This is a genomic window from Arthrobacter sp. E44, from assembly GCF_041877125.1.
In the GTDB taxonomy this organism is placed as follows: Bacteria; Actinomycetota; Actinomycetes; order Actinomycetales; family Micrococcaceae; genus Arthrobacter.
Genome location: NZ_JBHDJA010000021.1, coordinates 1 through 12,290 on the forward strand (window position 1 = coordinate 1; position 12,290 = coordinate 12,290).

The window sequence follows — 12,290 nt, forward strand, 5'->3', positions numbered from 1 at the left end:
GATCAAGGCTCGTAGCTCCTGACTTGATGAATGCGTAGAGAACATCCATCACAGCAGGGCTACGAGCCCTTCAGCTTTCAAGACACGAACCTGTTTCACCATCAACCACGAAGAGCCGCCATGATGGCCCCGGCCGGAGAAAGTGAAAGCCGGCCCGGGGATGGTGTCCCCAGGCCGGCTTCCTGGCGTTTGCAGTTATTAGCCGCGTGCGCCGCGCTTGGTGACCATGCCATAGATCGCAAGAACGATCAGCGAGCCAACAATCGCCAGCAGCCAGGTCTGCAGCGAGAAGAACTCCTGCAGTCCGCCGCCGAACAGGGCGCCACCGATCCAACCACCGAGCAGTGCGCCTACGACACCCAGCACCATGGTGATGATCCAGCCGCCACCCTGACGTCCCGGAAGGATTGCCTTAGCAATCGCGCCGGCGATAAGTCCGAGAATCAGAAATGCAATAAATCCCATTTGTCGCTCTCTTCCAAAGTAAAGGAGGCCCCCATGTTCGGGAGGCACTTCGTCCTTCTGGCTCAATAGTAATCATGCTTACTATCTTTTTGCCAACCCTGTTTTAGGAAAAAAGTGCTGTTTGGGCCCGTTTTAGTGCCCCGTTTTGTCCGAGTCGTTGCCCGCGCCGGGACCCTCGTCCAGGACCGAAAGTTCCGCTAGATCCTGCGGGTCCAGGGCGAAATCGAACACGTCCAGGTTCTCGGCCATACGCTCCGGAGAAGCCGTCTTGGGAATCGTTACCAATCCGTTTTGTATGTGCCATCGCAGGACGAGTTGGCCAGGCGTTTTTCCATGCTTTTCGGCCAGTTGGGAAAGGACGGGAGCACTGAGCAAATCTGCTCCCGAGCCGCCCAAAGGACTGTAGGACTCCGTAACTATCCCATGCCGGGCGTGGAATTCGCGCTCAGCAGTCCGGGTGATTGCAGGGCTGAGCTGGATCTGGTTCACCGCCGGAACCACGTCGGTTTCCGCCATGAGCCGCTCAAGGTGGGCAGGCTTGAAGTTGGACACCCCGATGGACCGGACCTTCCCCTCGGCCTGCAGCCGTTCAAACGTCTGCCAGGTGGAAACGTACTGGTCCCGGCCGGGGAGCGGCCAGTGGATCAGCAGAAGATCCACATAGTCAAGCCCCAAGCGCTTCAGTGATCCCTCCAGGCCGGCCACGGCGCGGTCGTGGCCCTGGAACTCGCCGTCCAGCTTGGTGGTGATAAACAGCTCGCTGCGGTCCACGCCGCTGGCGCGGATGCCGTTGCCAACCCCGCGTTCGTTGCCGTATTTCACAGCGGTATCGATGTGCCGGTACCCGGCTTCCACGGCTTGTACGACGGCGGCTGCCACCTGTTCGTCGTCCAGCGGCCAGGTGCCAAGCCCCAGCTGCGGAATCCTGTTGCCGTCATTGAGTTCGATGAGCGGTGCAAGTGTCATGCCATCAGTCTCCCCTGTATCGGCGGTCCCGGCTCTCACTGCCCGGCATTCGAGAATGCCCTCAGGATATTGCCGGCGTTGTACTCCAGCGACACCCGGGCCGTATTTGATACCGTATCCGGGTTCTTCTGCTGCGCAAGGAAGTCCACGAACCGCTGCACGGCCTGGCCCGCCTTGGCCGGGTTACGGTCCTGGACCGCCTTTGCCGCCTGCTGCACGCTGGTGCCAAGCTGGCTCGCCACCGGACCGGAAACGTCCCCTGACTCCACCAGGTCCGCCAGGATGTCCTGCAGGGCCTTAATGCTGCCCGGAAGCCACGCGCTGCGCAGCGGGACGTTGCCGAACTTCATGTCGGACGCGAAGTAGAAGTCTGTGTAGGCAGGCTGGTTGTAGGCCGTGTTCTGGCGCGCTACCTCGGCGCGGTACTGCGGATCATGCATCAGGGTGTAGAGCTTGTGGTTGGTCACTTCTGTGCTCAGGTAGATCCGCAGGGCCGAGCTGTCCGCCGTCCGGACCACCATTTCCTCGCGCCAGTCGCCCATGATGTCCGCCACCAGGCTGGGAGTTCCCTTGGTGCTGTTGTTGGTGCGGGTACCGTCCGCCGTGAGCACCCGGCCGCGCTTCCAGTCATCGATGGTGGGGGTCTGGTCCCCGGAGCCGTTGATGACTTGGGTGGTCATGTCCGCGGCCCATTTGATGCTCATGTTGGTTCCCGGTGCGCTGCTGGACAGCTTCCGGCCGTCGGCGGACTGCATGCCGATGGCCCAGTTTTCAATGCCGGGGACGGACGGGTCCACGTCGCCGATCATGCCGCGGCCCGTGTCCTTGCCGGAGTAGGCTCCGAACAGGACCTCCCCGGTGGCCGCGTCCCGCATGGCGTAGCCGTAGGGGGCGTACGCCGCTCCCTCGTGGACGGTGAAGATTTCCTTGCCGGGCCGGTTGGGGTCGATGTCGGTCACATGCATGGCGTCGCCGTGGCCCAGCCGGGCCTCTTGGCCGGGTGACGCACTGCCTGCCGGCAGGGTGTCGAAGGACGTGTACAAAACCGAGCCGTCGTCGTCGAGCGTTGCCGACCCGTACACAATCTCCTGCTTGCCGTCACCGTCCACGTCGGAGGCGCTCAGGGAATGGAAACCTTGCGTGGTGAGCTTCCCGTACGTGGGGTCTGTTCCGTCCCGGCCGTGCGGAGAGTCGTTGAACGGGTTGGTCATGGGCGTCCAGCCTGAGTCCACGTTCCAGACAGGCGAAAGGTTGGATCCGTCCCAGGTGTAAGTGGCGAGGGTGGTGCGCGTGTAGTAACCGCGGGCGAAGACCGCCGCCGGCTTCTGCCCGTCCAGGTACGCAACGCCGGCAAGGAACCGGTCCACACGGTTCCCCGGCTCAATCCGCGCCATGGCATAGTCGCCCCACATCAGGCCGTCATCCGTGCGCCCCGGGGTGTAGGCCACCGTCTTAAGTTCCTTGCCCGTGGCGCCTTCGAACACGGTCAGGTATTCCGGTCCCGACACGATGAAGCCCTCAAATGCGCGCAGGTTGTTGCGTGCACTGCGGGACGGGGCGTAGACGTCCATGAAGTAGTCGGTGAGCTTTTCCGCGTCAGCCTGGGAGAGCGGGTACTTGTACTGCGGGGCGATGCCAAAGGCTTCCTCAAGGGTGGCAGGCCAGCGGCCTGCCTTGACCTCCGGGTGCCCGGTCCAGCCCTGGAAGGTTTTCACCATGTGCTGGTAGTAATCCGCCGCGCTCATGCGGTAGTCGTCGGTGTTGGAGTAGCCGGCTTCGATATCGGATTGAAGCAGGGAGATAAACGAGCTGGCCGCCACGCTGCCGTCCGCGTTGAAGCTGGTGCTCTTGGTCCCCGGGGCCGTCTTCATCATCATCTCCGCCCGGCCGTCGCCGTCGAAGTCGTTCACCAGCAGCTGGGTGTAGTGCGCGCCCGAGCGGATGTTGACGCCCAGGTCGATGCGGCTGAGGAGCGTCCCGTCTGCCTTGTAGGTGTCGACGTAGGTGTTGCCCGTGTAGCCCACCTGCGAGACGTCCTTGGAGTTGTTTGGGTCCCATTTGACGATGAACTCATACTGCCCGTCGCCGTCCACGTCCCCCACGGAGGTGTCATTGGCGGAGTAGGCGTAGGCCTGGCCGCCCGGGGTGACGCCGTCGGCAGGCTTCTTGAGCGGAATGTCCTTGAAGTTGCTGCCCCACGGCGTGGCAGTGGCGCTTCGGTCCACCTCGACGCCTCCGACGACGGCCCGCACATGGTAGGCCGACCCCGCCGTTCCAGCCCGGTCCAGGAAGTTGGTGCTGTCCGTGACGGTGGCCAGTTTTTGGCCGTCCCGGTAGACGTTGAAGTCGGTGCCGGTAAGGCCGGTGGCGGAGGAGCCGGTTGCCTCGGTGCCCAGCAGCCGCCAGCTGAGGAACACGCCCTCGGAGGTGCCGGCGGCGACCAGGCCACGGTCAAGATGGTCCAGTTGGATGCCGGGACTATCAGGCTTGGGGGGAGGGGCCGACGGCGGAGGCCGGGGCTGCGAGGCATCCGACCGCAAGTGCCAGGCCGGCGGCGCCCACGGAGAGCAGGCGAACGGGGGTAAGGTGTGGATTCATCAATGAATCCTTTCAATTTTGAGACCGGAAAACGCTTCCCCAGCAATCTAGCGGTGGGGGGAGGGGTAGGGGAAGCCTTGTTTTCCTGGCGCGGAGAGGGTATTTAGAACGTTGTAGAAGTCCGGAGGGCCTGCTGCTTTTGCAGCCGGCCCTCCGGATCAAGCGCCCCACCTCCACGCCGCGCGGTGCCACTCGTGCCAGCCAGGTGTCCCGCGCCTGGCGGGCAATGCCTGGACTTGTCGGGCCCGGTACGGCAGCCGTACCTACTAGGCCGGGTCCTCGGCAAGCTTGCGCTTGAGGATCTTTCCGCTGGGCCCCAGGGGGAGTTCGGAGAGTATGCGGACCACCCGGGGGTACTTGTAGGCGGCCAGCTGTGCGCTGGCGAAGTCGATCAACTCCGCCTCGGTGACACTTGCTCCGGCGTCCAGCACGATGGCTGCCGCGATCTCCTGGCCGTGCACCTCGTCCGGGATCCCGTACACGGCGGCACTGACCACAGCGGGATGCGTCAGGAGGATCTCCTCCACTTCCCGCGGGTAGACGTTGTAGCCGTTCCGGATGATCATGTCCTTCTTGCGGTCCACGATGGTGAGGTAACCGTCGTCGTCCTTTGTTCCAAGGTCCCCGCTGCGGAACCAACCGTCCACCACGGCCTCCGCCGTTGCCTCGGGCCGGTTCAGGTAGCCCTTCATCAGCAGGTGGCCTCGGATGACCAGCTCACCCAATTCGCCGTTGGGAAGCAGCTCAATGCTGTCCACCACCTCGGGCCTGGCAATTTCGATATCAACACCCCAGATCGGGATCCCAATGGTGCCCGGCCGGGGTGCGGTGCCAACGTGGTTGAAGGCGGCCACCGGCGACGTCTCCGTCAGGCCGTAGCCTTCGTGGATCTCCACGCCATAGACGTCGCGGAACCTGTCCATGACGGCCAGCGGAAGGGATGCACCGCCGGAGATGCCGTACCGCAGGGCGGCCGGCCGGTCCGGTACGGTCTTGGCGGCTTCCAGGAGCGCCACGTACATGGTGGGCACCCCGATGAAGATGTTGACGTTGTGCTTGGCCAGCAGTTTCAGGGCGTCCTCGCCGGTGAACCGCGGCATCAGGACGATGGTGACGCCGGCGCGCAGCCCGGTGTTGAGGACCACCGTCTGGCCGAAGGTGTGGAAGAGCGGCAGGCCGCCGAACAGGACATCGCCGGGCTGGAAGTCCATCACGCTGGTCAGCAGGGTGCTGGTCTGTTCCACCAGGGCGAAGTGGGTGCCCAGCGCGCCCTTCGGTTTCCCGGTGGTGCCCGAGGTGTAGAGGATGGTGGCCGTGTCCGAGGGGCGGCACGGTTCGCACGTCCGGATGGGCTCCGCGTCCGCAGCTTCCGCTTCCAGCCGGGGGAACCCGCCGTCGTCGGGAGCCATCACCGTCAGCACGTCGATTCCGCTGGCCGTGGCACCCGCTGCCCCCTCCCCGAGCAGCGGAGCGGCGCAGATCAGCAGCTTGGCGCCGCTGTCCTGCAGGACGTACTCGATTTCGCGCGCCTTGAGCAGGGCATGCACGGGCACAACGATGGCACCGAGCGACAGGATGGCGTAGTACACCCGGGCGAAGTCCGGAACGTTCGGGATCAGGACGGCGACGGCGTCTCCAGGGCCGACGCCGCGCGCCCTCAGTGCGCCGGCATAGGCGCGGGTCTGGCGCCACAGGTCGCCGTAGCTGACCTGCTCCTCACCCACCACCAGGGCGATGCTGTCGGGAGTCCTTTTGGCTGATTCAGCCAGCACGGCTGCCACCGAAATGGTGGCGAAGCCGTCAGCGGAGTTCGTGTTTGTCATGGCCTGCTTCTTCGTCGGGGTGGGTCATGCTGTGAGGATCAGGGCGTCACCCTGGCCGCCGCCGCCACAGAGGGCCACGACGCCGGTGCCGCCGCCGCGGCGCTTCAGGGCCAGCGCCTGGTGCAGCACCAGCCGCGCCCCCGATGCTCCCACTGGATGGCCCAGGGCAATGGCGCCGCCTTCGGCGTTCACGGCTTCGGCTTCAATACCGAGGTCGTTGGCGGACTGGATGAGGACGGAGGCGAAGGCTTCGTTGATTTCCACCAAATCCAGCTCCTGGACCGTGAGTCCCTGGACCTTCAGCGCCCGCTCGATGGCCCTGGCGGGCTGGGAGTGCAGCGATCCGTCCGGGCCGGCGGTCTGGCCGTGGGCGCCGATCTCGGCGATCCATTCCAGGCCTGCGGCTTCAGCCGCCGCCTTGTTGGCAATGACCAGGGCGGCCGCGCCGTCGGAGAGTGGCGACGACGAACCCGCGGTGATGGTGGCCGTCTCCGCCTTGGAGAACGCCGGGCGCAGCTGCGCCAGGGACTCCGCGGTGGTTTCGGGGCGAATGCCTTCATCGTGCTCAAGGGTGACGGCCGGACCTTTGCGCTGCGGCACCTGGATCGGCGCGATCTCATCGGCCAGCACCCCGGCAGCGCGTGCAGCGTCGGCGCGCTGGTGGGAGCGTGCCGCCACGGCGTCCTGCTCCTCACGGGTGATGCCGCGTTCGGTGTTCCCGGCGTCGGTGGCCTCGCCCATCAGCTTGCCGGTGACCGGGTCCTGCAGTCCGTCATGGTTCAGCGAGTCCAGCATTGGGGCATCGCCGATGACCACGCCCGCGCGGAGGCCGGGGACCAGGTGCGGTGCGTTGGTCATGGACTCCTGGCCGGCGGCCACAATGAAGTCCGCTTCCCCGGTCCGGATCATCCGCGCAGCGTCGATGACGGCAGTCAATCCGGACAGGCAAAGCTTGTTGATGGTGATGGTGGGGACGTCCCAGCCGATTCCCGCGGCCAGGCTGGCCTGGCGGGCGGGACCCTGTCCGGCACCGGCCTGGATGACCTGTCCCACGATGACGGCACCGATCAGCTCCGGTGCCACACCGGTCCGTTCCAGGGCGGCCCGGATGGCGTGCGCTCCGAGGTCGCTGGAGGAGAAGGGCGTGAGGCCGCCGCGGAACCGGCCGAACGGGGTGCGGGCGCCGCCCAGGATGACGGGGATGTTGGCGTTCTGGTTCAAGAACAATCCTTTCGAAGGTGTTGGGCGGGGTTACGCGAAGGCGGAAGTGCCGGTGATGCCGCGCCCGATGATGAGGGCCTGCATGGTCTCGGTACCTTCGTAGGTGTGAATGGCCTCGATGTCGGCGAGGTGCCGCGCCACGCGGTTTTCCAGCAGGATGCCGTTGCCGCCCAGCAGGTCGCGCGCGTTGGAAGCAATACCGCGCGCGGTGCGGGTGCAGGTGTACTTGGCCAGCGACGCCTGCTCGGGCGTGAGTGTTCCGGCTTCATCAAGCCGGGTCATCTGAACCACCATCAGCTGCATGGTGGCCAGTTCGCTGAGCATCCGGGCCAGCCGTTCCTGCACGATCTGGGAGGCGGCCAGGGGCCGGCCGAACTGCTTGCGCTGCTTGGCGTACTGGACGGCCGTTTCGTAGCACGCAGTGGCATGCCCGACGGCGGACCAGGCCACGCCCAGCCGGGTCGCCAACAGGACGCGGGCCGTGTCCTTGAAGGTGCGGGCGCCAGGCAGGACGTTCTCTTCCGGGACGAAGACGTCCTCCAGCCGGATGTGCGCCTGCCAGATGGCTCGGAGGGCCAGCTTGCCTTCGATTTTGGTGGCAGTGTAGCCGGAGGAGTCCTGTGGAACCAGGTAGCCATGGACCTGGCCGTCCTCGCCCCGGGCCCAGACGATGCTGACGCCGCCTACTGAGCCGTTGCCGATCCACTTCTTTTCACCGTTGAGCAGGAACCCGCCGTCGGTGCGGGTGGCCGTCGTCTCGAGGGCGACGGAGTCGGAGCCGTGGGTGGGTTCGGTGAGGGCGAAGGCTGCGTATTCCGCGCCGCCGGCGATCGTCGGGAGCCAGCGCTCCTTCTGCTCCGGGGAGCCGCATTCCGCGACGGACCGCAGGGCAAGGCCGCCCTGCACTGCCACCATCGTGGCCACGGAGCCATCGCCGCGGCTGAGCTCCATGTTCACCAGGCCGGCGGCCATGCTGCTCATGGGTGCATAGCCCTCCACCGCAACGCCGTCGCGCAGCAGGTCCAGTTCGCCAAGGCGCTGGAGGAGATGCAGGGGGTACTCGCCGCGTTCCCAGTAGCCATCGATGACGGGGAGGACCTCATTCTGGACAAAGCTGCGGGCGCGGTCCCAGTAGGCACGGTCTCCATCGGTGACGCCGGTAAGGACGGATGCCGGGTCGGTGCCCAGCGCCTCGGTGAGGATGTAGTCCGGTTCCACCGTGCCGCCGGGAAAGCTGGTGGGACTTTTGGCGCTGGCGGGCACCCGGGTGGGGGACGTCGTCGTCATGTATTTGCATCCTTTTAAATCAGCGGCGGCGGAACTGCCTTTTAAATCAGCGGCGGCGGAACTGCCGGGCAGTGTGGCTCGCGCCACATTGAACAAGGATGCAATGAAACGGAGTTCCACGTCAAGAAACTGCGTACCACGAGGGCTGGTAGGGAATTTTGCTAGGGCAGGGCGTCCCGGACCGCCTGGGCGATGGCTTCCCTGTCGGCAGGGCCGGGAAGGACGGTCACGACGACGGTCGGGGCTGGTTGGGAGGGGGCGGGGGAACCGAGGAGCGCAGGCCGGAACGTATCCGACAGGACCTGGAGTTCTGCGGCGAGGGCTGCCGCCCTGTTCTTGTCTGCCGCAGTAGTGTCCCCGGCCTTCGGGGTGGTGCGCAGCCACTGGCGGAGGAAGGCGTTGTGCACGGCCACTACGGCCGCGGCGAAGGCGACGGCCTTGTACTCGTGCCGCCCCTTCCCGGACAGCCGGTCATTGAGGAACTGCAGGAATGCCCGCTCGTAGCGGTGGGACGTGACCAGTTCCCGGTCGCGAAGGGCCGGGACTGCCTGCAGCAGCCCGTAGCGGGCCCTGGACGTTGCCGGATTCCGCAGGTGGTGCTCGAAGACCAACAGGGCGGCGTCCGCAACGGCGGCGAGCGGCTCAAGCCTTGATTCGGCGAGCCGGTCATTCACCTGGCGCAGGATCCGCTCATGATCCGCGAAGACCACGTCCTCCTTCGACCCGAACCTGCGGAAGAACGTGCTGCGGCTCATCCCCGACGCTTCCGCGAGCTCCTCGACCGACGTGGCATCGAAGCCCTGCTTCGCCAGGAGCCCGATGGCTGCGGCGACAGGCCCGTCGGCGGGATGCCCGTCCGCGGGCTGGTTGGAAGGGGGCGAAGTCATGCGCCGAAATGTAGCACAGCCGCCCTGCGCAACTGGCCTGCCATCGGAGGGTGGCAGGCCAGTTGCGGCGGAGTCCGTGGGCTCAGGCTCCCTGGCGCGCCCAGCCGGTGAGCTTGTCGGAAAGCTGCATGTAGGCCTCGTCCACCTGTTGCAGTTCCGGGTGGCTGTCGTACCACTCAATAATCTCCCGGGCGCCGTCCGCGAACGGGATGGTGGCGGTGTAGTCCGGCACCAGCGATTTGATCTTGGTGTTGTCAAAGACCACCGAGTGGGACCGGTCGCCCAGGAGGTTGGAACCCAGTTCCTCGTCATGGGTGGCGATGGTTTCGGATGCCACATGTACCAGTTCGGGTTCCCGGACCCCCGCTGCCCGCGCGAACAGTTGGTAGATCTGGTTCCAGGGCAGGTACTCGTCCGAGGTGATGGTGTAGCTCTCGCCCACCGCCTGCGGCCTGCCGAGCAGGCCGACGAAGGCCTTGGCGAAGTCCTTGCTGTGCGTCAGCGTCCACAGCGAGGTGCCGTCGCCGTGGACCATGACCGGAAGGCCGTTGCGCATGCGGTGGATGTCCGTCCAGCCGCCCACCATGGCGATCTTGGTGCGGTCGTAGGTGTGCGATGGCCGGATGACCGTCAGGGGAAAGTCATCCTCCCGGAAGGCCCGGAAGAGCAGCTCCTCACACGCGATCTTGTTCCGGGAGTACTCCCAGAAGGGGTTCTTCAACGGCGTGGACTCACGGATCGGCAGCCTGGTGGGCGGCTTCTGGTAGGCGGAGGCGGAGCTGATAAAGACGTACTGCCCGGTCCGCTCCCGGAACAGCTCCATGCTGGCCTGCGCCTGGTCGGGGGTGTAGGAGATAAAGTCCGCGACGGCGTCGAACTCCCTGCCGCCCAGCACCTCCCGGACGGCCGCTGCATCACGGACGTCGGCGTGGAGCACTTCCGTGCCCTCCGGGACAGGCCGGGTGGACTGGCCGCGGTTCAGGATGGTCAGCCGGTGCCCCAGCGCGACGGCACGCTCTGCCGCCGCCGCGCTGATGACTCCCGTGCCACCGATGAACAGGATGCTCCTCGGCGCCACCGTATCGGCAGCGAATTGGGTTACCACGCGTAGTCTTCCGGCGCCGTGCGGTGTCCCGGGAAGATGTCGTCCAGGCGCTTAAGCGCGTCTTCGTCAAGCGAGACGTCCAGGGCGCGGATGGCGGCATCCAGTTGTTCCTGGGTGCGGGGGCCCACGATCGGAGCCGTGACCGCGGGCTGGTGCAGGAGCCACGCCAGGGCGACGTCGCCGGGTTCGTGGCCCAGCTCGTCGGCAAAGTCCTCGTACTGGCGGATCTGGTCCTGGTGCTTCTTCAGCGTTTCGGCGGCCCGTCCTTCGGTGCGCCGCACGCCCTCGCGTTCCTTCTTCAGCACGCCGCCCAGCAGCCCGCCCTGCAGCGGTGACCAGGGGATCAGGCCCAGGCCGTACTGCTGTGCCGCCGGGATGACCTCCAGTTCGAGCTCGCGGCGGAACAGGTTGTAGATGGACTGTTCACTGACCAGGCCGTTGTAGTTGCGGCGTCGGGCGGCTTCCTGGGCCTGTGCGATGTGCCAGCCTGCAAAGTTGCTGCTGCCTGAGTACAGGATCTTCCCTTGCTGCACTGCCACCTCGATGGCCTGCCAGATTTCGTCCCACGGGGTGTCGCGGTCGATGTGGTGGAACTGGTACACATCGATGTAGTCGGTCTGCAGGCGCTTGAGGCTTGCGTCCAGGGCCCGGCGGATGTTCAGTGCTGACAACTTGGACTCGTTGGGACGGTCCGTCATGGTGCCGTAGAGCTTGGTGGCCAGGACGGTGTGCTCGCGGCGCTCGCCGCCCTTGGCGAACCAGCGTCCGATAATTTCCTCGGTCCAGCCGCGGTGGTCAACGCCGCCATATACGTTGGCGGTGTCGAAGAAGTTGATGCCTGACTCGTGGGCGGAGTCCATGATGCTGTGGGCGTCCGCTTCTTCCGTTTGCGGCCCAAAGTTCATGGTGCCCAGGCAGAGGCGGGAGACTTTCAGGCCGGAGCGGCCCAAGTGGGTGTACTGCATGGAAAATCCTTTCGGTGGGGGAGCCGGCAGGCAGAGGTTGAGCCTGCAGGTCCCTACATCTGGGTGAAGGAGGCGACGGCGGGATCGGAACCAATGCGGGCGCCGGACTCCAGCGCCGTGATGGCGGCCAGTTCGTCCCGGGAGAGCGTCAGGGATGAAGCCGCGAAGTTCTCGCGGATGCGGTCCGGGTTGGCCGACTTGGGAATGACGATGTTTCCGTTGGCAAGGTGCCAGGCGAGCACCACCTGGGCAGTGGTGGCGTTGTGCGCAGCAGCGATTTCGGTGACGGCGTTTCCGTTGAGGTCTCCGCCCTGTCCAAGGGGGCTGTAGGCCTCGACGGCAATGCCCAGGCCGCGGCACTTGGCCGCCAGGTCTGCCTGCTGGTAGCTGGGGTGGAGCTCGATCTGGTTCACGGCCGGCACAGTTTCGGCGGATTCCAGCAGGGTGTCCAGGTGGTCCGAGAGGAAGTTGGAGACGCCAATGGCACGGATCTCCTTGTTCTCGTAGAGCCGCTCCATCTCCTTCCACGCCTGGACGAAAAGCCCCTGGGAGGGGACGGGCCAGTGGATGAGGTAGAGGTCGATGAAGTCCAGGCCCAGCGCCTTGCGGCTGTTTTGGAATGCTTCCTGTGCCCTGCCCTGCTCGCCGTTGCGGAGCTTGGTGGTGACGAAGATTTCCTCGCGGGCGATGCCGGTGGCGGCCAGTGCTGCCCCCACTCCTGCCTCGTTCCGGTAGGCCGCGGCGGTATCGATGTGGCGGTAGCCTGCCTCGAGCGCATCCTCCACGGTCCGCTGGGTGTCTTCCGGCGGGACCTGGAAAACGCCGAAGCCAAGCTGCGGGATGGTGACGCCATTGTTGAGTGTCAGCTCTGACATGGGTGTGCTCCTTCTCTGGGAGGGTGTGGCTGGAAGATGAGGTGCTGGAAAATCGGTGCCGGCTGCTCGACAGATGAGAAAGCGGTTTCCACCGGCTC

At 65.7% G+C, this 12,290-nt stretch carries 10 protein-coding genes; all 10 read right to left on the reverse strand.

What is annotated here, in order from left to right:
• Positions 1–198 precede the first annotated feature (198 nt).
• The 10 genes from ACETK3_RS16820 to ACETK3_RS16865 all read right to left on the reverse strand — a co-directional run bounded on the left by ACETK3_RS16820 (position 199) and on the right by ACETK3_RS16865 (position 12,192).
• A complete protein-coding gene (locus ACETK3_RS16820) occupies positions 199–465 on the reverse strand; it encodes a GlsB/YeaQ/YmgE family stress response membrane protein (protein WP_142131436.1) in 267 nt (88 codons plus the stop codon).
• Between the two features lie 132 nt (positions 466–597).
• Positions 598–1,431, reverse strand: coding sequence for an aldo/keto reductase (locus ACETK3_RS16825; RefSeq protein ID WP_373993223.1), 834 nt, complete (start codon positions 1,429–1,431; stop codon positions 598–600).
• A gap of 35 nt (positions 1,432–1,466) precedes the next feature.
• The gene (locus ACETK3_RS16830) at positions 1,467–3,848 is read right to left on the reverse strand and encodes a rhamnogalacturonan lyase (RefSeq protein WP_373993224.1); all 2,382 of its coding nucleotides are present in this window, start codon (positions 3,846–3,848) and stop codon (positions 1,467–1,469) included.
• A gap of 447 nt (positions 3,849–4,295) precedes the next feature.
• Entirely contained in the window at positions 4,296–5,852 is a 1,557-nt protein-coding gene (locus tag ACETK3_RS16835) for a long-chain fatty acid--CoA ligase (protein WP_373993225.1), read from the reverse strand.
• A 24-nt stretch (positions 5,853–5,876) separates the two neighbouring features.
• Entirely contained in the window at positions 5,877–7,073 is a 1,197-nt protein-coding gene (locus tag ACETK3_RS16840; RefSeq protein ID WP_237429659.1) for an acetyl-CoA C-acetyltransferase, read from the reverse strand.
• A 30-nt stretch (positions 7,074–7,103) separates the two neighbouring features.
• On the reverse strand, positions 7,104–8,360 hold the full coding sequence (locus ACETK3_RS16845; protein ID WP_373993226.1) for an acyl-CoA dehydrogenase family protein: 1,257 nt from the start codon (positions 8,358–8,360) through the stop codon (positions 7,104–7,106).
• 161 nt (positions 8,361–8,521) lie between these two features.
• Positions 8,522–9,247 (reverse strand): TetR/AcrR family transcriptional regulator, encoded by a 726-nt coding sequence (locus tag ACETK3_RS16850; RefSeq protein ID WP_373993227.1) that lies wholly within the window; start codon positions 9,245–9,247, stop codon positions 8,522–8,524.
• Between the two features lie 82 nt (positions 9,248–9,329).
• Positions 9,330–10,352, reverse strand: a complete 1,023-nt coding sequence (locus tag ACETK3_RS16855) for an NAD-dependent epimerase/dehydratase family protein (protein WP_373993228.1) — start codon at positions 10,350–10,352, stop codon at positions 9,330–9,332.
• On the reverse strand, positions 10,346–11,317 hold the full coding sequence (locus tag ACETK3_RS16860) for an aldo/keto reductase (RefSeq protein ID WP_236821105.1): 972 nt from the start codon (positions 11,315–11,317) through the stop codon (positions 10,346–10,348). The genes ACETK3_RS16855 and ACETK3_RS16860 overlap by 7 nt, the downstream gene beginning before the upstream one ends.
• A 53-nt stretch (positions 11,318–11,370) precedes the next feature.
• Positions 11,371–12,192, reverse strand: a complete 822-nt coding sequence (locus ACETK3_RS16865) for an aldo/keto reductase (RefSeq protein ID WP_373993229.1) — start codon at positions 12,190–12,192, stop codon at positions 11,371–11,373.
• Positions 12,193–12,290 lie beyond the last annotated feature (98 nt).

Coding starts and splice junctions, on each gene's coding strand:
- ACETK3_RS16820 (WP_142131436.1), bottom strand. CDS start 465: ATGGGATTTATTGCATTTCTGATTCTCGGACTTATCGCCGGCGCGATT.
- ACETK3_RS16825 (WP_373993223.1), bottom strand. CDS start 1,431: ATGACACTTGCACCGCTCATCGAACTCAATGACGGCAACAGGATTCCG.
- ACETK3_RS16835 (WP_373993225.1), bottom strand. CDS start 5,852: ATGACAAACACGAACTCCGCTGACGGCTTCGCCACCATTTCGGTGGCA.
- ACETK3_RS16845 (WP_373993226.1), bottom strand. CDS start 8,360: ATGACGACGACGTCCCCCACCCGGGTGCCCGCCAGCGCCAAAAGTCCC.
- ACETK3_RS16850 (WP_373993227.1), bottom strand. CDS start 9,247: ATGACTTCGCCCCCTTCCAACCAGCCCGCGGACGGGCATCCCGCCGAC.
- ACETK3_RS16860 (WP_236821105.1), bottom strand. CDS start 11,317: ATGCAGTACACCCACTTGGGCCGCTCCGGCCTGAAAGTCTCCCGCCTC.
- ACETK3_RS16865 (WP_373993229.1), bottom strand. CDS start 12,192: ATGTCAGAGCTGACACTCAACAATGGCGTCACCATCCCGCAGCTTGGC.